The organism is Streptomyces sp. NBC_00414 (assembly GCF_036038375.1).
In the GTDB taxonomy this organism is placed as follows: domain Bacteria; phylum Actinomycetota; class Actinomycetes; order Streptomycetales; family Streptomycetaceae; genus Streptomyces.
Genome location: NZ_CP107935.1, coordinates 3971632 through 3992096, shown reverse-complemented (window position 1 = coordinate 3992096; position 20465 = coordinate 3971632). Strand labels below are relative to the sequence as shown.

22 protein-coding genes and 1 pseudogene are annotated in these 20465 nt (G+C 70.9%); 19 read left to right on the top strand and 4 right to left on the bottom strand.

Features of this window, described 5'->3' with window-relative positions:
* Positions 1 to 13 precede the first annotated feature (13 nt).
* From OHS59_RS17110 to OHS59_RS17060, 11 genes are all read left to right on the top strand, one after another.
* Entirely contained in the window at positions 14 to 1630 is a 1617-nt protein-coding gene (locus tag OHS59_RS17110) for an AAA family ATPase (protein ID WP_328494263.1), read from the top strand.
* A complete protein-coding gene (locus OHS59_RS17105; protein WP_328494262.1) occupies positions 1630 to 1998 on the top strand; it encodes a TadE/TadG family type IV pilus assembly protein in 369 nt (122 codons plus the stop codon). The genes OHS59_RS17110 and OHS59_RS17105 overlap by 1 nt, the downstream gene beginning before the upstream one ends.
* Before the next feature lie 74 nt (positions 1999 to 2072).
* Positions 2073 to 3413 (top strand): CpaF family protein, encoded by a 1341-nt coding sequence (locus OHS59_RS17100; protein WP_248777596.1) that lies wholly within the window; start codon positions 2073 to 2075, stop codon positions 3411 to 3413.
* 79 nt (positions 3414 to 3492) lie between these two features.
* The gene (locus OHS59_RS17095; protein ID WP_328499239.1) at positions 3493 to 4398 is read left to right on the top strand and encodes a type II secretion system F family protein; all 906 of its coding nucleotides are present in this window, start codon (positions 3493 to 3495) and stop codon (positions 4396 to 4398) included.
* Between the two features lie 61 nt (positions 4399 to 4459).
* Positions 4460 to 5350 carry a DUF5936 domain-containing protein gene (locus tag OHS59_RS17090; RefSeq protein WP_328494261.1) on the top strand — a complete coding sequence of 297 codons (891 nt, stop codon included), beginning with the start codon at positions 4460 to 4462 and terminating at the stop codon, positions 5348 to 5350.
* A 1-nt stretch (position 5351) separates the two neighbouring features.
* Positions 5352 to 6773: a sensor histidine kinase gene (locus OHS59_RS17085; RefSeq protein ID WP_328494260.1), complete on the top strand. Its 1422-nt coding sequence runs from the start codon at positions 5352 to 5354 to the stop codon at positions 6771 to 6773.
* Positions 6766 to 7518: a response regulator transcription factor gene (locus OHS59_RS17080; RefSeq protein WP_328494259.1), complete on the top strand. Its 753-nt coding sequence runs from the start codon at positions 6766 to 6768 to the stop codon at positions 7516 to 7518. The genes OHS59_RS17085 and OHS59_RS17080 overlap by 8 nt, the downstream gene beginning before the upstream one ends.
* A gap of 102 nt (positions 7519 to 7620) precedes the next feature.
* Positions 7621 to 7866, top strand: coding sequence for a hypothetical protein (locus OHS59_RS17075; RefSeq protein WP_328494258.1), 246 nt, complete (start codon positions 7621 to 7623; stop codon positions 7864 to 7866).
* Positions 7863 to 8477: a pilus assembly protein TadG-related protein gene (locus OHS59_RS17070; protein ID WP_328499238.1), complete on the top strand. Its 615-nt coding sequence runs from the start codon at positions 7863 to 7865 to the stop codon at positions 8475 to 8477. Before OHS59_RS17075 ends, OHS59_RS17070 begins: the two co-directional genes overlap by 4 nt.
* 14 nt (positions 8478 to 8491) lie before the next feature.
* Positions 8492 to 9076 carry a hypothetical protein gene (locus tag OHS59_RS17065; RefSeq protein ID WP_328494257.1) on the top strand — a complete coding sequence of 195 codons (585 nt, stop codon included), beginning with the start codon at positions 8492 to 8494 and terminating at the stop codon, positions 9074 to 9076.
* Positions 9077 to 9078: 2 nt separating this feature from the next.
* Positions 9079 to 9702 carry an OmpA family protein gene (locus OHS59_RS17060; RefSeq protein ID WP_443061453.1) on the top strand — a complete coding sequence of 208 codons (624 nt, stop codon included), beginning with the start codon at positions 9079 to 9081 and terminating at the stop codon, positions 9700 to 9702.
* A gap of 31 nt (positions 9703 to 9733) precedes the next feature.
* On the opposite strand, the gene OHS59_RS17055 is transcribed toward OHS59_RS17060, so the two are convergent.
* On the bottom strand, positions 9734 to 10009 hold the full coding sequence (locus tag OHS59_RS17055; RefSeq protein WP_328494256.1) for a hypothetical protein: 276 nt from the start codon (positions 10007 to 10009) through the stop codon (positions 9734 to 9736).
* Between the two features lie 59 nt (positions 10010 to 10068).
* Entirely contained in the window at positions 10069 to 10302 is a 234-nt protein-coding gene (locus tag OHS59_RS17050) for a hypothetical protein (protein ID WP_328494255.1), read from the bottom strand.
* A gap of 147 nt (positions 10303 to 10449) precedes the next feature.
* On the opposite strand from OHS59_RS17050, the pseudogene OHS59_RS17045 reads away from it, so the two are divergent.
* The 5 genes and pseudogenes from OHS59_RS17045 to OHS59_RS17025 all read left to right on the top strand — a co-directional run bounded on the left by OHS59_RS17045 (position 10450) and on the right by OHS59_RS17025 (position 13371).
* Positions 10450 to 10720, top strand: a pseudogene (locus tag OHS59_RS17045) (GntR family transcriptional regulator).
* Between the two features lie 2 nt (positions 10721 to 10722).
* Positions 10723 to 11016, top strand: a complete 294-nt coding sequence (locus tag OHS59_RS17040) for a winged helix-turn-helix domain-containing protein (RefSeq protein ID WP_328494254.1) — start codon at positions 10723 to 10725, stop codon at positions 11014 to 11016.
* A gap of 48 nt (positions 11017 to 11064) precedes the next feature.
* A complete protein-coding gene (locus OHS59_RS17035; RefSeq protein ID WP_328494253.1) occupies positions 11065 to 11937 on the top strand; it encodes an LLM class flavin-dependent oxidoreductase in 873 nt (290 codons plus the stop codon).
* A 67-nt stretch (positions 11938 to 12004) separates the two neighbouring features.
* A complete protein-coding gene (locus tag OHS59_RS17030; protein WP_328494252.1) occupies positions 12005 to 12526 on the top strand; it encodes a GNAT family N-acetyltransferase in 522 nt (173 codons plus the stop codon).
* Between the two features lie 59 nt (positions 12527 to 12585).
* Positions 12586 to 13371 (top strand): class I SAM-dependent methyltransferase, encoded by a 786-nt coding sequence (locus tag OHS59_RS17025; protein ID WP_328494251.1) that lies wholly within the window; start codon positions 12586 to 12588, stop codon positions 13369 to 13371.
* 35 nt (positions 13372 to 13406) lie between these two features.
* Here OHS59_RS17025 and OHS59_RS17020 read toward each other — a convergent pair whose 3' ends face one another.
* Positions 13407 to 13757: an ArsR/SmtB family transcription factor gene (locus OHS59_RS17020; RefSeq protein ID WP_328494250.1), complete on the bottom strand. Its 351-nt coding sequence runs from the start codon at positions 13755 to 13757 to the stop codon at positions 13407 to 13409.
* A gap of 162 nt (positions 13758 to 13919) precedes the next feature.
* Between OHS59_RS17020 and OHS59_RS17015 the strand changes: the two genes are divergently transcribed.
* The gene (locus tag OHS59_RS17015; protein ID WP_443061452.1) at positions 13920 to 15887 is read left to right on the top strand and encodes a heavy metal translocating P-type ATPase; all 1968 of its coding nucleotides are present in this window, start codon (positions 13920 to 13922) and stop codon (positions 15885 to 15887) included.
* Between the two features lie 28 nt (positions 15888 to 15915).
* On the opposite strand, the gene OHS59_RS17010 is transcribed toward OHS59_RS17015, so the two are convergent.
* A complete protein-coding gene (locus tag OHS59_RS17010; RefSeq protein WP_328494248.1) occupies positions 15916 to 17064 on the bottom strand; it encodes a winged helix DNA-binding domain-containing protein in 1149 nt (382 codons plus the stop codon).
* Positions 17065 to 17921: 857 nt separating this feature from the next.
* Here OHS59_RS17010 and OHS59_RS17005 point away from each other — a divergent pair.
* Together OHS59_RS17005 and OHS59_RS17000 are read left to right on the top strand one after the other, a co-directional pair.
* On the top strand, positions 17922 to 18695 hold the full coding sequence (locus OHS59_RS17005; RefSeq protein ID WP_328494247.1) for an isoprenyl transferase: 774 nt from the start codon (positions 17922 to 17924) through the stop codon (positions 18693 to 18695).
* Between the two features lie 339 nt (positions 18696 to 19034).
* Entirely contained in the window at positions 19035 to 20360 is a 1326-nt protein-coding gene (locus OHS59_RS17000; RefSeq protein ID WP_107020261.1) for a PhoH family protein, read from the top strand.
* Positions 20361 to 20465 lie beyond the last annotated feature (105 nt).

The following is a 20465-nucleotide window of genomic DNA, read 5'->3' as shown; positions in this document are numbered from 1 at the left end:
CGGGGCCGTGCCGATGACCATCCGCATCCTGCCCGCCGTCGGCGACATCGACTCGGCCCGCGCCCTCAGCACACTCCTGAGCCAGCTCGCCGACGCCGAACCGGCCCCGCCGGTCGCCGACACCACGGCCCTGCTGGACACCCTGGCCCGGCTGGCCGCCGAATCCCTCGACGAACTGCCCGAAGTCGTCCTGGTCCACGAGCGAATCGGCCCGGTCCCCGCACTCGACGTCATCCGCGACCTGGTCATGCGCTTCCCGGCCGTCGGCGTCGTCCTCATCACCGCCGACACCAGCACAGGTGTGCTCACCGCCGCCATGGACTGCGGCGCGCGCGGCATCGTCGGCCTGCCGCTCGGCTACGACGCCCTCGCCGAACGCGTCCAGGCCGCCGCCGCCTGGTCCACCGGCATGCGCCGCCACCTGGGCAGCGCCGCCCCCGAGCTGTACGCGGGACCGGGCGGCACGATCGTCACGGTGACCGGCGCGAAGGGCGGCGTCGGCGCCACGGTCACGGCCGTCCAGCTCGCCCTGGCCGCCCAGGCCTCGGGCCGCTCGGTCGCCCTGCTCGACCTGGACCTCCAGTCCGGCGACGTCGCCTCCTACCTGGACGTGCAGTTCCGCCGCTCCATCGCCGACCTCGCCGCGATCAGCGACATCAACCCGCGGGTCCTCCAGGACGCCGTCTACACCCACGACACCGGCCTCGGCCTGCTCCTCGCCCCCGCCGAGGGCGAGCGCGGCGAGGAGATCACCGACCGGGTGGCCCGGCAGGTCCTGGGCGCCCTGCGCTCCCGCTACGACCTCGTGGTCGTCGACTGCGGCGCCCAGCTGAACGCCGCGAACGCCGCCGCCGTCGAACTCGCCGACCAGGCCCTGCTCCTGGTCACCCCCGACGTCGTCGCCGTCCGCGCCGCCAAACGCATGGTCCGCATGTGGGACCGCCTCCAGATCCGCAAGGCCGAGGAGACCCGCACGGTCGTCAACCGCTTCGCCCGCGGTACGGAGATACAGCCCTCCCTCGTCGAACGCGTCACCGGCACCAAGGTCGTCCGCACCACGGTCCCCGCCGCCTTCAAGGAACTCCAGTCCGTCGTGGACGCCGGCCGCATGCAGGACCTGGACGCCCGCTCCACGGTCAAGCAGGCGCTGTGGGCGCTGGCGGGCGAGCTGGGACTGATGGCCGAGCAGCCCGCCGGCGGCGGTGGCCGGCGCCGCAAGGTCTCCTCGGACAAGGGCTCCCTCTCACTGCGCCGCAAGGGAGGCGACCGGGGCGCGGTCACCCTCGAATTCGCCGGCATGTTCCCGATCCTGCTGGTCGTGATGACGATCCTGTGGCAGTGCGTGCTGTACGGCTACACGTACTCCCTGGCCGGGAACGCGGCGGACGAGGCGGCGCGGGCCGCGACCGCCGCGAACGCGGTCACCCCGGGGGCGTACGGCGGCGCCTGCCAGGAGGCCGGCAGCGAGCACCTGCCGGGCGCGTGGGACGGCGCCGGGATCAACTGCGGCGTCGAAGGACCGGTCATGAAGGCCACGGTCACCGCTCAGGTGCCCCTGTTCTTCCCGGGCTTCGACGCCGGCTGGACGGTCGAGGGCGAGGCGGGAGCCGCGCTGGAGGGGGACGACTGATGAAGCGACCCTTGGCACGCTTACGGAAACGTGCGCGGGACGACCGGGGCGTCTCCATGCTGGAGTTCGCCGGATTCCTGCCGATCCTCCTGCTCATCGGGATGGCCGCCATCCAGCTCGGCCTGATCGGCTACGGCATCAACCAGGCCGGTTCGGCGGCGCGGGCAGCGGCGCGGGCCGCCTCGCAGGGTGACGACGGCGCCGCGGCGGGCCAGGCGGCGGCGAGCGGCTGGCTCAGCCCGAACGTGTCGGCCGCCGCGGGCGAGGACGTCACCACGGCGACCGTCACGCTCCAGGTCCCCGCCGTCATCCCCCTCCTGCCGAGCGTGACCGTGCAACGCGACGCCACGATGCCCACCGACGACTGACCGCACGACCGCGACACCGACGGACCGCACGACCGACAGACCGAACCACCTCACGACCGAGAGGAGTTGAAGACATGAGCCTGCGAGCCCGTATCGCCGCCCCCGAAGAGGGCGGAGCCGGCCGTGAGGACGGACACCTCGTCGCCGTCTACCGTGCCAAGCTGCTGGAGGAGATCGACCTCGCGGAGATGTCGAGCCTCGCGGCGGCCGAGCGGCGCATACGCCTGGAGCGCGTCCTCGGGCACATCATCAGCCGGGAGGGCCCGGTCCTGTCGACCACCGAGCGCTCCCAGCTGATCCGCAGGGTCGTCGACGAGGCCCTGGGCCTCGGCGTCCTCGAACCGCTCCTCGCCGACGCGTCGATCACCGAGATCATGGTCAACGGCCCGGACTCCATCTTCGTGGAGCGCGCCGGACGCGTGGAGCAGCTGCCGCTCCGCTTCGCCTCCAACGAGCAGCTGATGCAGACCATCGAGCGCATCGTCTCCACGGTCAACCGCCGCGTGGACGAGTCGAACCCGATGGTCGACGCCCGCCTCCCCACCGGGGAGCGCGTCAACGTCATCATCCCGCCGCTCGCCCTCACCGGGCCCACCCTCACGATCCGCCGCTTCCCCCGCGCGTACACGCTCCCCGAACTCATCGGGCTCGGCTCGCTCGACGAGCAGATGCTGATGCTGCTCGCCGCGTTCGTCCGGGCCCGCTTCAACGTCATCGTCAGTGGCGGTACGGGCTCCGGCAAGACCACGCTCCTCAACGCGCTCTCCGGGCTCGTCCCGTCCCACGAGCGCATCATCACCATCGAGGACTCCGCGGAACTGCAGCTCCAGCAGGAGCATGTGATCCGCCTCGAATCCCGCCCCCCGAACGTGGAGGGCAAGGGCCAGATCACCATCCGCGACCTGGTCCGCAACTCGCTGCGCATGCGCCCCGACCGCATCATCGTCGGTGAGGTCCGCGGCGGCGAGACCCTCGACATGCTCCAGGCCATGTCGACGGGCCACGACGGCTCCCTCGCGACCGTCCACTCGAACTCCGCCGAGGACGCCCTGATGCGGCTCCAGACCCTCGGCTCGATGTCCGAGGTGCAGATCCCGTTCGAGGCGCTCAAGGACCAGATCAACTCCGCGGTCGACGTCGTCGTGCAGCTCACCCGGCACGCCGACGGCTCCCGCAAGGTCACCGAGATCGCGCTGCTCGTCTCGCACGGCCGCGAGCAGTTCCGCATCGTGCCCGTGACCCGCTTCGTGCCGCGCCCCACCGGCCCCGACCGGGTCGTCCACGGCCACTTCGAACACCTCCCGCTGCCCCGCTCGGTCGCGGAGAAGCTGTACGTCGCCAACGAGCCGCTGCCGCCCGCCTTCGGAGTGGCGGAGGCGATCGACGTCCTCAACACCAGGCAGGCCATCGGATGACCCCCACCGGAGCCGTCTCGGTCTCGATCGAGAGGAGCGAGCCGTGAACAACGCGGTGCCACTCGCCCTCGGCGCCACCATGCTGTGCGGCACGCTCGCCGTCGCGGGCGTGCACACGTACGCGTCCGGCCGCGCCCAGCGCCAGGCCCTCGTCGACCGTCTCTCCGGCGGCGGCCCCCTGCGCACCGCCGCCGGCCGCGCCCGCCGCTTCGCCGCCGTCGACCGCAGGCTGCGCCGCACCCGCCTGGGCCGCCAGATCCAGCTGCGCCTGTCGGCCACGGGACTCGACCTGACGGCGGGCGAGTTCTTCACGTACGTCGCCGTCGTGGTCGTCGCGCTCTGGCTGATCGCGGCCGCGGCCCTGGCCCCGTTCTTCGGCCCCATCGCGGGCGTGGTGGGCGTCTGGAGCGCCGCGATCTTCCTCAACTGGCAGCGTCAGAAGCGCATCGAGGCGTTCATCAACCAGCTTCCCGACGTGGCGCGGCTGCTGGCCAACGCGGCGGCGGCCGGTCTCGCCCTGCGCACGGCCCTCGCGATGGCGGCGGAGGAACTGGAGGCCCCGGCGGGGGAGGAGCTGGCCCGCGTGGCCGACCAGCTGACCCTCGGCCGCTCGGTCGACGACGCGCTCGGCGAGCTGGCCGAACGCCTCCCGTCCCGCGAGCTGGTCGTCCTGGTCACCACCCTGGTCCTCTCCAACAAGGCGGGCGGCACGGTCGTCAACTCCCTGCGGAACCTCACCAAGACCCTGGAGGACCGCAAGGAGACCCGCCGCGAGGTCCGCACGATGCTCTCCGAGGTCAACGCGACGGCGTTCACCGTGCCCCTCCTCGGCCTCGGTTCGCTCCTCCTCATCAACTCCTCGAACGAGGGCGCCCTGGCCAAGGTGACCGGCTCCCCACTGGGCCAGACCCTGGTGCTGATCGCCATGGGCCTCTACACGATCGGCTTCTTCGTGATCCGCCGCCTCGGCAAGATCGAAGTATGAGGAGGGGACGGGGAATGAGGAGTGGACGGGTCAGGAGGCGACGGATGAGGAGGAGCCCAGGATGATCGCGTTGCTGCTCGCCGCACTGATGGGCCTGGCCGTCGGAGGCATCCTCCTCGGCGTCCGCATGTACCGCGCGGAGGCCAAGCTCCCCGGCGACATGGCCCTCGCGCTGGAGGTCGGCGGGACCCGCGTCTCGAAGGCGGACTCGGCCGTCGACCGCCTCGGCATGCGCTTCGCCCCGCTCGTGCTGCGCCTGATGGGCCCCCGCCGGGTGGACGCCAAACGGCGCCGGATCGACATGGCGGGCAACCCCGGCGGCCTGACCCTGAACCGCTACGCGGCCCGCCGGGCGGTGTACGGGGTCTTCGGCGCCCTGCTCTTCCTGATCTTCCTCAGCAACGGCCGGACCCTCTTCGCCCTGATGGCGCTGGCGTTCGGTCTGCTGGCCGCGGACGCCCTGATCTGGCAGGCGATCCGCGAACGCAAGGAGGTCATCGACCGCACCCTCCCCGACTTCCTGGACGTCCTCGCGGTCGTGGTGTCGGCGGGCCTCGGCTTCCGCCAGGCCCTGGAACGCGTCGCCGACCACTACGAGGGCCCGTGGGCGGACGAACTGCGCATCACCCTGCGCCAGATGGACATGGGCGTCAGCCGCCGCCAGGCCTTCGACGAACTGCGCAGGCGCAACTCCTCCGAGCAGGTGGCCCAGTTCGTCTCGGCCCTCCAGCAGGGCGAGGAACTGGGCTCCCCGATCGCCGACACCCTCATCCAGCTCGCCACGGACATGCGCCGCACCGACGCCCAGAACTCCCGCCGCCGGGCGGCGAAGACGATCCCCAAGGCGACGATGGTCACGCTGGTCTTCATGCTCCCGGCCACGATGATCCTCATCGCCACGGGCATGTTCCTGGGCTCCGGCACGAACTTCGGCTCGATCCTGGGACGCTGAGATGACGGCCGGCAGCTGGAAGCGCGGGTGGCCCCTTCGGGGGCCTCTCCAGGGGCGCGGGGAACGGCGCGCCCGGCCACAGCGGACCCGCACCTTCAAGACGCTCGTCCCCGCCCCGCAAGCCGCAGGTTATTTCGCAGACGACGCGACAGCGCCAGCCAGCATCCGCCTCCAGCTCAACGCCCTCCAGGCCCTGTGCCGCCAGGCGTTCGCCATCCGCCTCACCCTGATCGCGATAGGCGCCCCCTTCGCGACGGCCAACGCCGCCGACGGCCTCCCCCGTCACGCCGTCGTCACCGCCGCGGTCCTGGGCGTGATGGGCTCGTACGCCATGCTCAGGGACTGGGACAGATTCGCCCCCCGACTCCTGGCCCACCCGACCCTCATGGCGGTGGACCTGGTCTTCGGCGCCGTACTCCTGCTGACGGCGTCCCCCGCGTCTCCTCTCGCGTACGCGGCGGTCTGCACCCCGCTCCTCTCGGGTCTGCTGTACGGCTGGCGCGGCTCAGGAGTCTTCACGGGACTGCAACTGGTGGTGCTGCTGACGGTGTTCAGGGCGTGGGAGCACCGCCCCGGCACCGGTGCCAGCACCCTCCTCATCGCGGGGTTCTGCGTCGCGGCGGGCATCATCGGCGTCACGCTGCGGAACCTGATGTTCCACTTCGGTGCGGCGAGTCAGGCGCTCGCGGAGGCGAACTCCCGTCTGGCGGTCGCGGAGGCCGTCGAGTCCGAACGCGCGCGTCTGGCCCGGGAGATGCACGACTCCGTGGCGAAGACCCTGCACGGCCTCGCGCTGTCGGCGGAGGCCCTGGCGGTCGCCGCGGACCACGACGCCGACCCCCGCACCCTCAAGTCCCAGGCGACCGCGGTGGCGGGAGCGGCACGCAGGGCGGCGACGGAGTCCAGGGAACTGCTGACGGACCTACGGGCCCACACGGACATGTCCACCGCACCGACGGACACGGTGACGGAACTGGCGTCCAGGGTGGCCGACTTCGAGTCCCGTACGGGCATCAGGGCGACCTTCACGCACAAGTCGTCCCCGGCCGTCCCCGGCCCCCTCCCCTCGGGGGCGCCCCGCCAACTCCTGGCGATCGTCTCGGAGGCACTGGAGAACACGCACCGCCACGCGGGCGCGACCCGCGTGGAAGTGGTCCTCGCCGCCACGCACTCCGCCCTGCGCCTGACCGTGCGGGACGACGGCGCCGGTACGGCCGTATCCCTGGACGACGTACAAGTCCTGGCGGAAACCGGCCATTTCGGCCTGCTGGGCATGCTGGAGCGCGCGGCGACCGTGGGCGCGGAGATCCGGCTGCACAGAGCCGAACGCGGAGGCACGGAGGTCACGGTGAACCTCCCGCTCACCCGCCTGCTGTCCGCAATCCCCTCACAGACTCCCCAAGAGGAGGCCGCACATGCCTGACCAGGCACTTCCCGGCCCGCCCCTGCGAGTGCTGGTGGCCGACGACAACCCGGTCGTCCGGGCCGGCCTCGCGGCCCTGCTGAACGCCCACCCGGACATCCGGGTCGCGGCCCAGGCGTCCGACGGTGCGGAGGCGGTCGCCGCCGCGACCTGTCAGCGCCCCGACGTGATCCTCCTGGACGTGCGCATGCCCGGCACCGACGGCCTGACCGCGCTGCCCGCGCTGGCCCGGCTCGCCCCCGTGATGATGCTGACGTACAGCCGTGAACCCGAGGTGGTGGCCGAGGCGTTGCGCCGGGGCGCCGTCGGCTACCTCGTGCACGGGGAGTTCACCGCGGACGAACTGATCACCGCGGTACGGGATGTGCGCGACGGGACGGCGGCCTTCACCTCGTCCGCCGTCGATGTGTCGGATTCGCTCGGTGTTTCGTACGAACCGAACCAAAACTCTTCGCATCTGCAATCGGTTGTGGCACAGTCGTCAAAGGCTCGCCCCATCTATGCGACGGGACTTCACCGCCGCGGTCACAACCGCCTTGATCACGACCTGAGTTCACGGGAGGTGGAGGTCATGGATCTCATCGCGGCCGGCATGAGCAACCAGCAGATCGCCGCCACGTGCTTCATCAGCGAGAAGACGGTGAAGAATCACATCAACCGCATCTTCGCAAAGCTGCACAGTTCTTCGCGCAGCGAAGCGATCGCCTACTGGCTGGGCACGGCCCACGGGGGGTGGAACCGGTGACTCCGACAACGGGAAGTTGGGCCCCTGGACCCACCCGCAGTAGGCGGGTTCTCACGTACGGTGCGCGGGACGGTAGTGGTTTTGGGTGGGAGAGTAGGGGCCATGGTGGCGAAGGACTTGACGCTGAAGGCAACGTTGGGCGTGGAGCGGGCCTTCGAGTCGTGGGCCCGGACCGTATCCGGTCGGATGCGGGGCCGGGACCGGGACCAAGGAGCGGGCTTCGTGGAATACGCGGGGCTGATGATCCTGATCGCCGGGATCTACACCCTGATCGACCAGCTGGGCCTGGACGGAAAGATCTCCCAGGCGATCGGCAACGCGGTCAACGACGTCATCGGAGGCGGCTGACCCGACCTGACTTCCGCGGTGACCGGGGGTCGACGCTCCCCATCTACATCTGGCTGACGGGCATCCTGCTATTCGCCGCGTTCGCTTTCTTCGCGTTCGCTCAGGCGGCGTCCGCTCGCAACGGAGCACAATCTGCGGCGGACGCCGCTGCGTTGGCGGCCGCACAGGATGCCAGGGACGAGCTGATCGAGCGCCTGGAGGGCGCTATCGGCGTCGAGGACGACTGGCTGGACTGGCTCGACGGCGACAAGTTCGAGGGCATCGGAACCACAGCCACGGCCGCGGCGCAGGAGCTGGCTGCCGACAACGACTCGACTGTGCAAGGCCCGGCCCAGCCCGCCACCGTCGATGCCCTGCCCGGATTCCGGGTGGCCGTCAAGACGAACTACACGGTGGGCGACTCGATCATTCCGGGTACGGAGACCAAGCACGCGAACGCGGACGCCACCGCTGTCATCGAACCGCGGTGTGACTTCGACGTCGACGCCGACCCTACGGAACCCGTCACACTGGACTGTGACGGCGAAACCGTGGACATCGACCCCGAAGATTTCGATTTGGACGACCTTCCCGACGCGTCCGTGCTGTTCTCTGTGCATCTGGCCGAGTGAAAGGAAGCCGTCCAATGGACTTTCGGCACACCATGCGGGGCCGCAAGGCGCTGGCCGCGGTGGCGATCACGACTGGGCTGGTCCTCACGGTGGCCGGCTGCGGTGGAGGCGGCGACGACGACAAGTCCGACAAGGCGTCGTCCTCCGCTCCTGCCAAGGGCGACGACAAGGACAAGGACTCCGCGGAAGCCGAGCCGGAGCAGACGCTGGCCGAGGTCAAGAGCAACGGCATCACGCTGACGGTCACTTCCGCCGAACGCGACGAGGGCGGGTTCCTCACCGTTCAGGGCAAAGTGACGAACGCTACGTCCGGGATCTGGCTCGCCAGTGAATGGAAGAGCGACGAGACGGAGCTGAAGAAGAACGGCGGGTCCCTGGCCGGAGCCAGCGTCGTCGATCAGGCGGGCAAGAAGAAGTACTTCGTCCTGAGGGACACCGAAGGACGCTGCCTGTGCACGAAGTTCGAAGGTGGCATCGACCAGGGCCAGTCCGCCGACTGGTTCGCCCAGTTCCCGGCGCCTCCGGACGGCACGAGCAGCGTGCAGTTCCAGGTGCCGACGATGCCCCCGGCCTCCATCGAACTCCCCGAGGGCGAGTGACCATGCCTCTCACCCTCCGCACCACGTCGATCACCCTCACCGCCCTCACGACGCTGGTCTTCATGACGCCCCTGACCTCGGCCCATGCGGACGACGAGGACCCGAGCGCGCCGCCGGGCAGCGTCAGCACGTCCCCGCCACCCGAGGTCGACGCGAACAGCCCGGGGCTGAAGCTGGCCGACGGCGCGACGCTCGCGGCGGCGCGGGTGCTCGACATCAAGTCGGTCGTCGAGGACCTGGGCGGTGAGGAGCGGCGCGAGGACACGAACGAGGACGTGACGTTCGCGCTGCAGGCGGAGGTTCTCTTCCCGAAGGACAGTTCGAAGCTCAACCCGGAGGCGAGTTCCCGCATCGCGGCGATCGCGGCCGAGATCAAGACCCAGAAGGCCACGAACGTCCGCGTCTTCGGTTTCACGGACAACCTCGGCTCGTACGCGCACGGCCTCACCCTCTCCAAGAGGCGGGCGGAGGTCGTCCACGAGGAACTGGCCGCGGACCTGGGTGGAATGAACGTCACCTTCGTGGTCCGCGGCTACAGCGAGGACTACCCGATCGCCGACAACACCTCGGAACAGGGCCGCCGCAAGAACCGCCGAGTGGAGGTCACGTTCCCGAAGGAGGCCTGAGCGGGCGCTGTGTGAACCGGTTTACGTCTGGCTACCGCGCTCGGCAGCGCGGGCATCCGCACGGCGGGAACGCCGACGTGAGCGACACCGGCAGCGCGCCGCCGCGTACCAGGACTTCAACCTTGTCCCGTTCCTCGGACACGGTGCCGTCCGCGTCGACCCTGTAGACGCGAAGGGTGAGGCGGGATCGGCGGGGCTCGGCTTCGAGCAGTTCGTACGGGTCCCTGCGGGGCGGGTAGTGGCCGGCGCACTCCTGGCACGCGTAGACGTTGAAGCCGGGGCCCGTCGCCGCGTGTACTTCGTGCACCAGGACCGGCTCCGCTGTGGTGCGTTCGCAGCGCGCGCACATCCGTACCGCCGGGCGCGTCATCGGGACGCCACGCGTACGCCGTGGATGCGGGCCGGGCCCACATCGATGCCGAGCGTCGCGAGGTAGACGGCTCTGCGGCGCCCACGCTGGAGCCGGTGGTCCGCGAAGCGGGGCGGGGGGACCGGGATGAACCGCAGGGGCGGCAGCGCGCCGAGACGGTGTCGACCCCGGGGCCGTGGGGTGCAGATGCGCAGCATCCAGGCAAGCATGCGAAGGGTAAGGTCCAGCACGTTGGCGCTCCTACGAGACGTCGACCACGCCCCGGGACGGCTCACATCCGTCGCCGGGGTCTCTTGCGTCTCGACGGTTCAAGCTCAGTGAAGCTATGTATAGCTCACTCATGGTTACCGTAGGTCGAGCATGCTTACGGTGGCTCTATGAGTGACCAGAACAAGATTCCGGACTTTGATCCGCAAGGGCCGCAACTTGTGTACGTCGCCATCGCCGACCACATCGCCGCCCGGTATCGCAGCGGGCGAGCTGCAGCCCGGCGCGCGGCTGCCTCCTGAGCGCGACCTCGCCACCGGATACGGCGTCGCGTACCTGACGGTGCGCCGCGCCGCCCAGGTGCTGCGCGAGCGCGAACTCATCGTCACCGTCCACGGCAAGGGCACCTTCGTCGCCGACCCGCTGCCGGGGGCTTCCTGATCATGGACTTCCAGCCGGACGCTGAAATCGATCACGACGGGCCCGTCACGCCTTACCGGCAGCTCGCGGGCATCCTGCGTGCCCGGATCGCGCGGGGCGAGTGGCAGCCGAACAGGCCCATCTCCAGTGAGACCCAGCTCGTACAGCAGTACGGCCTGGCGCGTACGACGGTCCGTCGTGCGATCGCGGTGATCGTGGAGGAGGGCCTCGTCTTCACCGTCCCGCAGCGGGGGACGTACGTCGCTCCGCAGACGGACGCGTCCGACGGTGAGCCCCCGGCGAACCAGGCGGAATGATCCGACAAACAGGTTGAGCCCCGCCCACCCCCCGGGTAGGAAGGCCCCATGACCTCACTCGGTGCTGTCTTCCGGCCCCAACTGCCCCCAGAACGTCTGCGAGCCGTCGCCCGCGCGGCGGAGGACGCGGGGCTGGAGGAACTCTGGCTCTGGGAGGACTGCTTCCTCGAAGGCGGCGTCTCCGCAGCGGCAGCCGCCCTCGCGTGGACGGACCGCCTGCGTGTCGGAGTCGGCCTCCTCCCCGTCCCGCTGCGCAACGTGGCCGTCACCGCCATGGAGACCGCCACCCTGCACCGGCTCTTCCCGGGCCGGCCCGTCCTGGGCGTCGGCCACGGCGTACAGGACTGGATGGGGCAGGTCGGAGCACGGGCCGAGTCCCCCGTGACGCTGCTGCGCGAGTACCTCGCGGCGCTGCGCGCACTGCTCGCCGGTGAACGCGTCACCACCGAGGGCCGGTACGTGAAGCTCGACGCCGTCGCCCTCGACTGGCCCCCGCCGGCCCCGGTGCCGATCCTCGCCGGAGCCACCGGCCCCCGCTCGCTGAAGCTCTCCGGAGAGGCCGCGGACGGCACCATCCTCACCGCGAGCACGCCACCGGACGGCGTACGGAAAGCTCGTCAGCTCATCGACGAAGGGCGCGCGTCGGCCTCCCGCACCGACGCGCACCAAGTGGTCGTCTACCTCCTCACGGCCACCGGCCCCGGCGCCACCGCCCGCCTCCAGGCCGAGCTGGCGGCCGAAGGCGTCGCGTCGGTCCCGGACCTCGGAGTCGCCGGTGACGCCGACGCCGTCGCCAAGGCCGTGCAACGCCTCACGGACGCCGGCGCCGACACCGTGATCCTCCAGCCCACCGCGGACGAACCGGACCCCGAGGGCTTCATCCGCTTCACCGCCGAAGAGGTACGCCCCCTCGTCCCCTGAGCCGCCGGGTCCCCGCACCGTCGTCGCCCACGCCGAGTGTCAGTGCCCGGTGCCAGACTCCCTCGGTGTGAGCGACGACGCGCACGGACAACCGCCCGCACAGCCGCGCGTACGGCTGAGAATCGTGGAAGAAGCCGACCTGGAGGCGTTCTTCGAGCAGGAACAGGATCCCGAGGCCGGCCGGCGGTCACGGTTCCCGGCCCGGCCACGCGAGCGCTTCATGACCCACTGGGCCAACCGCATCCTCGGCGACGACACCGTCCTCGTACGAACGGTCGACGTGGACGGCGCCCCCGCCGGTCACATCGTCGCCTGGTGGGACGGGGAAGGCGACGGCGAGGCAAGGCGGCGCTTCGTCGGCTACTGGCTCGGCCGCCCCCACTGGGGCAGAGGCATCGGCACCGAGGCCCTCGCCCTCTTCCTTCGCGAGGAGCGCGTGCGCCCGCTCCACGCCGACCCCTTCGCCGGGAACACCGCCTCGGTCCGCCTCCTGGAACGCCACGGCTTCCGCCCGGCGGGCACGGTCCGGCACGGCGACGACGTCCACACCCTCCTCGTACTCGACGAGGAGGAACCGGCGCAGGAGTAACCCCAGGCCCCAGGGGAAACCTGTCGCGGCACCCAGGCACCCCCTGTCACCATCGCCCCATGCAGACCTTCGAGGAACTCGTCGCCGAGGCCGAGGCCGCCCCCACCGAGGGGTGGGACTTCTCGTGGTTCGAGGGACGGGCCACCGAGGAGCGCCCCTCCTGGGGGTACGCGCGAGCCATGGGGGAGCGCCTGGCCGGGGCGCAGGCCGCTCTCGACATCCAGACCGGCGGCGGCGAAGTCCTCGCGTCCGCGCGGAAGCTGCCGAAGCTCACCGCCGCCACCGAGGGCTGGCCCCCGAACGTCGCCAAGGCCACCGCCCTGCTCCACCCGCGCGGCGCGGTCGTCGTCGCCGCCCCCGAGGACGCCCCGCTGCCGTTCGGCGACGAGGCCTTCGACCTCGTCGTGAGCCGGCATCCGGTGACGCCGCACTGGACGGAGATCACGCGTGTCCTCAGGCCCGGCGGCACGTACTTCGCCCAGCACGTGGGCCCCGGCAGCGTCTTCGAGATCATCGAGTACTTCCTCGGCCCGCAGCCGGAGGCCGGGCGCAACCACCGCCACCCCGACCGCGAGCGCGCCGACGCCGAGGCGGCCGGCCTCCGGATCGTCGACCTGCGGGCGGAGCGGCTGCGGATGGAGTTCCAGGACATCGGGGCCGTCGTGCACTTCCTGCGGAAGGTGGTGTGGATGGTGCCCGGCTTCACCGTCGACCGTTATCGGCCCCGACTGCTGAGCCTGCACGAGCGGATCGAGGCCGAGGGCCCGTTCGTGGCCCACAGCACCCGCCACCTCTTCGAGGCCCGCAAGCCCGAAGCCTTCGAGGCCCGCAAGCCCCAAGCCTGACCGCGCGCGATCACCGGCCCGTCACACCGGGACGGTCACGCCCCGTCCCGCAGCCCCAGCCGCAGATGCTCCACGTGATGCAACGCCTGCTCCAGCAGCTCCGCCACATGGTCGTCGTGCAGCGCGTACACGATGGACCGGCCGCGCCGCTCTCCCGTGACGAGCCCCAGGTTCCGCAGCAGCCGCAACTGGTGGGAGCACGCCGACTGTTCCAGGTCCGCCGCCTCGGCGAGTTCGCCGACCGCGCACGGGCCCTCCCGCAGGTGCGCCAGGATGCGCAGCCGGGAGGGCGTGGCCAGGGCCTGGAGCGTCGCCGCGACGTCCGCGGCGCCGACGGCGTCCAGACGGTCGCGGATGCTGCTCTTCGCATCGACCCCATGACCCATGCCGCCATCGTAGCGAGGCGCCCGCCCCACCCATCGGCATCCGTCGGCACGGGCCACGAGGCCTGAAGCACAGAACCCGAAGCGCGAGGCACGAGGCACGAGGTCCGAGACGCGAGGTCCGAAGTGGAAGGTATGAATGAAGACCTGTTCATGTGTTCCTGTATGGTGACGCGCATGTCCGCCCCGGCATCCACCCCCGCAGCCCCGCCCGCCCTCGCCCCCGCTCCGGCTCCGGCACGCGTGCGGCCCGTCCGCACGCGCCTCCTCGCCCTCCCCGAAGCCCGCTGGGCCGCCCTCTCCACGGCGGCCTTCCTGCTCGCGCTGCCGCTCCAACTGCTCGGCGGGTCCGCCTGGCTGTGGGGCCCGCTGTACGCCGCCGCCTACCTGGCCGGCGGCTGGGAGCCCGCGCTCGAAGGGCTCAGGACGCTGCGTGGGAAGACCCTCGACGTCGACCTGCTGATGATCGTCGCGGCGCTCGGCGCGGCCTCGATCGGCCAGGTCATGGACGGCGCGCTGCTCATCGTCATCTTCGCCACGTCGGGCGCGATGGAGGCCCTGGCCACCGCACGCACCGAGGACAGCGTCCGCGGCCTCCTCGGTCTGGCACCCCCGACGGCCACCCGGCTGCACGCCGTGAGCGGTACGGAGGAAGAGGGGGAGGAGACGGTCGAGGCGGCCGGGCTCGCCATCGGTGACGTGATCCTCGTACGCCCCGGTGAGCGCGTCGGCGCCGACGGCCGTGTCCTCGACGGCGCGAGCGACATCGACCAGGCGACCATCACCGGCGAACCCCTCCCCGTGTCCAAGGCGGCGGGCGACGAGGTCTTCGCCGGCACCCTGAACGGCACCGGAGCCCTGCGCGTCCGTGTCGAACGTGACCCCTCGGACACGGTCATCGCGCGGGTCGTGGCCCTGGTCGAGGAGGCGTCCCGTACGAAGGCCCCGACACAGCTCTTCGTCGAGCGGATCGAACACCGCTACGCCCTCGGCATGGTGGCCGCGACCGTCCTCGTCCTCGCCGTCCCGCTCGCCTTCGGCGCCGACCTCACCGGCGCGCTCCTGCGGGCCATGACCTTCATGATCGTCGCCTCGCCGTGCGCGGTGGTCCTGGCGACGATGCCGCCGCTCCTGTCGGCCGTCGCCAACGCGGGCCGCCACGGCGTGCTCATCAAGTCCGCCGTCGTGATGGAACGCCTCGGCCAGACCGACCGCGTCGCCTACGACAAGACCGGCACCCTCACCGAAGGCACGCCCCACCTCGTCGAAGTGCTCCCCGAAGCCGAAGCCGGCTTCTCGGAGACCGAGCTGCTCTCCCTCGCGGCCGCCGCCGAACACCGCAGCGAGCACCCCCTGGCCCGCGCGATCGTGGCCGCCGCCCAGGACCTCCCGCACGGGACGCAGTCCGAGGGGGCGTCCGACTTCCGGTCCGCGCCCGGGTGCGGGGTCACCGCGACCGTGGCCGGACGCGAGGTGGCGGTCGGTTCGCCGGAGCGCCTCGGCGAGGGGGCGGCGGTCCCCGACACCGACGGCACCGCGGTCGTGGTGCGCGTGGACGGCGTACGCGCGGGCTGGCTGCTCCTCGCCGACCGGATCCGCCCCGGTGCCCCCGCGGCCGTCTCCGCCCTGAACCGCCTCACCACCGCCGCGCCCGCTCTCCTCACCGGCGACAACCCACGGGCCGCCCGCTCCGTGGCCGAGCGGACCGGTATCCCCTCCGACGGCGTGCGCGCGGACCTGCTCCCGCACGAGAAGGCGGAAGCGGTACGGGACCTGGGCGGCCGGGTGCTCTTCGTGGGCGACGGTGTGAACGACGCCCCCGCCCTGGCCGCCGCCCACACCGGTGTCGCGATGGGCCGGGCGGGCTCGGACCTGGCCCTGGAGACCGCGGACGCCGTACTCGTCCACGACGACCTCACGGTCGTCCCCAAGGCGGTCGCCCTCTCCCGTCGCGCCCGGCGCCTGGTCGTCCAGAACCTGTGCCTTGCGGGGGCGTTCATCAGCGTCCTGGTCGTCTGGGACCTGGCGGGCCACCTGCCGCTGCCCCTCGGCGTCGCGGGCCACGAGGGCTCCACGGTCCTGGTCGGCCTCAACGGCCTGCGCCTGCTGCGGGAGAGCGCCTGGCGCGACTAGGCCGTGCCCTGGTCGCGGCCGGACGGCGTCAGGCGTGTGCCCCCGCCGTCACCTTCCCCACCAGCAGTTCCGGCTTCGCCTCCAGGATCTCGCCCACCCGCTCGACCTGCCCGCCCAGCTCCTTCTCCTGCGCGCCGGTCAGCCGCCCCAGCGGTTCCACCGTCACCGTCGTCCGCTTCCCCTGCCGCCGCTGGTGCCAGACACCCGCGACCACCCCGTCGACGAGCAGCACGGGAAAGTTCCCCGCCTGTCCGCCGGCCAGGGCCCGCCGGTAGGCGGCGCCGGGGAACATCCGCTCGCGGGGCTGGGCGGCGACGGCGTACGCGTCGAAGTAGGGGAGGAGCCGCACTCCCCGCACGGCCTCGGTGGGGAAGTCGTCGTCGCCCGCCACCACCCAGGCGGGCGTCCCCTCGAAGTCGACCTCCTCGATGTCCCCGGCGGCGGCCAGCGACGAGAAGAGGGTGGCGGCCCACCCCCTGGGCGCGGCGGCCCACTTGGCGAAGTGCTGCGGGGTCGCGGGACCGTACGCGTGCAGATAGTGGCGTACGAGTGCGGCGAGGGCCTCGGCCGCGGGGAGCGGGTCGAAGCGGGGCGGCCGGGTGTAGGCGGCCTTGCGGCCCCGGTCGGGGGCGAAGCACAGGGCGCCGGACTGGCCCGCGCGGTGCATCACCTGACGCCAGCGCGGCCACTTGCCCTGGAAGGCCTCCATCACGAGGTCCCCGGCCCAGGGGCCGGTGCGGGCCACGACCTCCTCGGACAGCTCGTCGATGGTCAGCTGCCGCCCGTCGAGGGCGTCACCGACCGCCGCGACGACCTGATCCTCCTGCTCGGCGGTCATGCGCACCGCGGAGGGCATCGACGTACCGCCCGGCACGGCGGTCAGCGCGGCGCTCCAGAGGGGCAGTTCGTCTGCGGCGAGGAGATGGATCGTGCCCCGCGGGCCGTACGTCTTCACCAGGCTCCGGTCGTCCCACAACGCGGAGCGCACGTCCTGGCGGGTCGAGCCGTCGAGCCGCAGCGCCACGGAGAGCTCGGCCGCCGACAGGACCTGCGCGTGCACCGCGAGCAGCGTGGACACGACCTCGGCGACGGATGTCCCGGACTGCGCGGGCACCCGCAGCAGTTGGCGGCCGTAGCGCCGCGCGCTCGCCTCGTCCCAAGTGATCCTCGATGTCATGGCGGCGACGCTAGACCCGCACCAGGCCAGATCCTGTCCGCTTCCTGACGCCGTCGGCAGGTGGAGGCGAACTCACGTTCAGGGGTGAATCGGGTGATAGGTACATGAAGGAAATTGACTACCGTAAATACCCAAGAGTGAGCAAAGTGAGTCAACTGTCGTCTGTTCGGGGGGAGGTGAGCTGTAAAAATCCCGGAAACGCTCACAGAGTTTCCACATCGTTATGCCGATTGGCTCATTCCGCTCTCCGCGGTCCCGTAAGTTCGGACCAAGGCAATTCGCGTCAGCAAAGCTGCGCGGGACGGCACCGCGCTGCGGAGGGGGCTGCGCGGTGCCTGCCACGCCCGCTGATTCGCGGGGCCGGGGGCGGGCGCCACCGGGCCGCGTCACTCTTGGGGCGTACGTCCGAGGCGGATGGCCCAACGCCCCATATCCTCGTGCGAACCCCCTGGTTCTCTTCGAATTATCCTCGATCTCCTTCGAATTCGCTGGGAATCGGCCATGATCTGCCCCTGAATGAACGCCTCCACTCCCACCCAGGCGTTGTCGGGCGACTCCGGAGAGTAGTTGTGGCACGCCGATGCGCGCGACATCACTTACGAAGGGTTATGGTGGAAACCCCCCCTCGGGCCGGTCCGTCTCCCCCCCACGGACCGGCCCGTTTTTTTGTGCGCTGCCACGCGCCGGGCGTACGCCCCAGAGCCGCCGTCGCGTCGTGCCGCCCGCCCCCGCTCCCGGCCCGCACCGGGCTCGCCCATCGGCCGGGAGGCCTTGCACCCCAAGGGGGAGAGGCGCTCGGGCGGGGGTAGGGTGTCGCCCTCGGGGACTGCCATCTGCACGGAGGGGCTGACGAAAACGTGAACCTGCGCGACAACCTGCGCCGCTTGCTGGTCAGGTTCTATGCACGCAGGGTGGAAGGCCACCTTGACCACGACCAGGTGCCCAAGCACATCGGGGTCATCATGGACGGCAACCGGCGCTGGGCGAAGGCCGCCGGCAGCACCGCCGCCCAGGGGCACCGGGCCGGAGCCCACAAGATCGAGGAGTTCCTCGGCTGGTGCTCCGAGACCGACGTCGAGGTCGTCACCCTCTGGCTGCTGTCGACGGACAACTTCGACCGCCCCGAGGAAGAACTCGTACCGCTGCTCGGCATCATCGAGAACGTCGTGAGCTCCCTCGCCGCGGACGGCCGCTGGCGGGTGCACCACGTGGGCACGCCGGACATCCTGCCCTCGCGGATGCAGACCGTCCTGAAGGAGGCCGAGGAGTCCACCGCACGGGTCGACGGGATACTCGTCAACGTCGCGATCGGCTACGGCGGACGGCAGGAGATCGCGGACGCCGTGCGCTCGATGATCCTCGACCACGCCGACAAGGGCACCTCGCTGGAGAAACTCGCCGAGGACGTCAGCGTCGACATGATCGGCAAGCACCTCTACACGAGCGACCAGCCCGACCCCGACCTCGTGATCCGTACGAGTGGTGAGCAGCGGCTGTCCGGATTCATGCTCTGGCAGACGGCCCACTCCGAGTACTACTTCTGCGAGGTCTTCTGGCCGGCCTTCCGCAAGGTCGACTTCCTGCGCGCCCTGCGTGACTACGCGGCCCGCCACCGGCGCTACGGCGGATGACGGACCGGGGCGGCCCCTCCGTCAGGGGCTGCCGCGCGGCCGGGGATTGCCCCTTTGGGGTGGAAGTAATGAGGAGTTCACCAGGGCGCCGCCATGTGTGCTGGCATGGCATGGCTCGTTCGAGGGCATAAAGCCTCCAGGTCGACGCCCGAATCACGGGTGTCGTATCTCAGCGGACGGCACGGGGCCGTCCGCCCGGGAGGCCCTTTGCACCAGCGCGACCGTGCGGTCAGTACGGACGAGGCGGAGGGCCGGTTCACGGCCCGTGCATCGGTGCCGGAAACCGGTCCAGCTCTCCTCCGTCGCTCCCCGACCTCATCCGAGGGGGTACGTCCTTCCGTGGTGACCAGCACAAAGCGCCGTATGCCAGACCGGCGCACCTATGTTCTCGACACCAGCGTCCTGCTGGCCGACCCGCACGCCATGAACCGCTTCGACGAGCACGAAGTAGTGCTGCCGATCGTCGTGGTCACGGAATTGGAGGCCAAGCGGCACCATCCCGAACTCGGCTACTTCGCCCGGCAGGCCCTGCGTCTGCTCGACGAGTTCCGGGTGAAATATGGCCGTCTCGACGCCCCCATCCCCACCGGGGAGCTGGGCGGGACGGTCCGTGTCGAGCTCAATCACTCGGACCCCAGCGTGCTGCCGAGCGGCTATCGCCTGGGGGACAACGACTCCCGCATCCTCGCGGTCGCCCGCAATCTGCAGGCGGAAGGTTTCGACGTCACCGTCGTGTCGAAGGACCTCCCGCTGAGGATCAAGGCCTCCTCGGTCGGTCTCCTCGCCGAGGAGTACCGAGCGGAACTCGCCATCACGGGCTCCTCCGGCTGGACCGGAATGTCCGAACTGACGCTCTCCGGCGAACAGGTGGACCTCCTCTTCGACCAGGAGAGCCTGTACGTCCCCGAGGCGTCCGACTTCCCCGTCCACACGGGTCTGATGATCCAGTCCGAGCGCGGCAAGGCGCTGGGACGTGTGACGGCCGAGGGCAACGTCCGGCTCGTACGCGGCGACCGGGAGGCCTTCGGCATCAAGGGCCGCAGCGCGGAGCAGCGCATCGCGCTGGATCTGCTCCTGGACCCGGACATCGGGATCGTGTCGATGGGCGGACGGGCCGGCACCGGAAAGTCGGCGCTCGCCCTGTGCGCGGGCCTGGAGGCGGTGCTCGAACGGCGCCAGCACCAGAAGGTGATGGTCTTCCGGCCGCTGTACGCGGTCGGCGGGCAGGAGCTGGGCTATCTGCCCGGTTCCGAGTCCGAGAAGATGGGCCCCTGGGCGCAGGCGGTCTTCGACACCCTCTCCGCGGTCACCAGCCGTGAGGTCATCGAGGAGATCACCGCCCGCGGCATGCTGGAGGTCCTGCCGCTCACGCACATCCGCGGCCGGTCCCTCCACGACGCGTTCGTGATCGTGGACGAGGCCCAATCCCTGGAACGGAACGTCCTGTTGACCGTTCTGTCCCGAATCGGCTCGAATTCACGGGTGATCCTGACCCATGACGTGGCCCAGCGGGACAACCTCAGGGTCGGGCGGTACGACGGTGTGGTGGCCGTCGTGGAGAAACTGAAGGGCCATCCGCTCTTCGCGCACGTCACACTCACCAGGTCCGAGCGGTCCCAGATTGCCGCCCTTGTGACCGAAATGCTGGAGGACGGACAGATCTGACACCCGCTGCCCCCACCCGTCCTGTCTGTCCGACGGATGGCGGCTACACGGTAGTTGGCGCCGTCCGGCAAAGGCGAAAAGCCTAGCCGGGCGGCGTCTTGCTGC

Excerpts from the sequence above, each read along its gene's own strand:
- OHS59_RS17110 (WP_328494263.1), top strand. The coding sequence starts at position 14 with ATGACCATCCGCATCCTGCCCGCCGTCGGCGACATCGACTCGGCCCGC.
- OHS59_RS17105 (WP_328494262.1), top strand. The coding sequence starts at position 1,630 with ATGAAGCGACCCTTGGCACGCTTACGGAAACGTGCGCGGGACGACCGG.
- OHS59_RS17100 (WP_248777596.1), top strand. The coding sequence starts at position 2,073 with ATGAGCCTGCGAGCCCGTATCGCCGCCCCCGAAGAGGGCGGAGCCGGC.
- OHS59_RS17095 (WP_328499239.1), top strand. The coding sequence starts at position 3,493 with ATGCTGTGCGGCACGCTCGCCGTCGCGGGCGTGCACACGTACGCGTCC.
- OHS59_RS17090 (WP_328494261.1), top strand. The coding sequence starts at position 4,460 with ATGATCGCGTTGCTGCTCGCCGCACTGATGGGCCTGGCCGTCGGAGGC.
- OHS59_RS17085 (WP_328494260.1), top strand. The coding sequence starts at position 5,352 with ATGACGGCCGGCAGCTGGAAGCGCGGGTGGCCCCTTCGGGGGCCTCTC.
- OHS59_RS17080 (WP_328494259.1), top strand. The coding sequence starts at position 6,766 with ATGCCTGACCAGGCACTTCCCGGCCCGCCCCTGCGAGTGCTGGTGGCC.
- OHS59_RS17075 (WP_328494258.1), top strand. The coding sequence starts at position 7,621 with ATGGTGGCGAAGGACTTGACGCTGAAGGCAACGTTGGGCGTGGAGCGG.
- OHS59_RS17065 (WP_328494257.1), top strand. The coding sequence starts at position 8,492 with ATGGACTTTCGGCACACCATGCGGGGCCGCAAGGCGCTGGCCGCGGTG.
- OHS59_RS17060 (WP_443061453.1), top strand. The coding sequence starts at position 9,079 with ATGCCTCTCACCCTCCGCACCACGTCGATCACCCTCACCGCCCTCACG.
- OHS59_RS17040 (WP_328494254.1), top strand. The coding sequence starts at position 10,723 with ATGGACTTCCAGCCGGACGCTGAAATCGATCACGACGGGCCCGTCACG.
- OHS59_RS17035 (WP_328494253.1), top strand. The coding sequence starts at position 11,065 with ATGACCTCACTCGGTGCTGTCTTCCGGCCCCAACTGCCCCCAGAACGT.
- OHS59_RS17025 (WP_328494251.1), top strand. The coding sequence starts at position 12,586 with ATGCAGACCTTCGAGGAACTCGTCGCCGAGGCCGAGGCCGCCCCCACC.
- OHS59_RS17020 (WP_328494250.1), bottom strand. The coding sequence starts at position 13,757 with ATGGGTCATGGGGTCGATGCGAAGAGCAGCATCCGCGACCGTCTGGAC.
- OHS59_RS17015 (WP_443061452.1), top strand. The coding sequence starts at position 13,920 with ATGGTGACGCGCATGTCCGCCCCGGCATCCACCCCCGCAGCCCCGCCC.
- OHS59_RS17010 (WP_328494248.1), bottom strand. The coding sequence starts at position 17,064 with ATGACATCGAGGATCACTTGGGACGAGGCGAGCGCGCGGCGCTACGGC.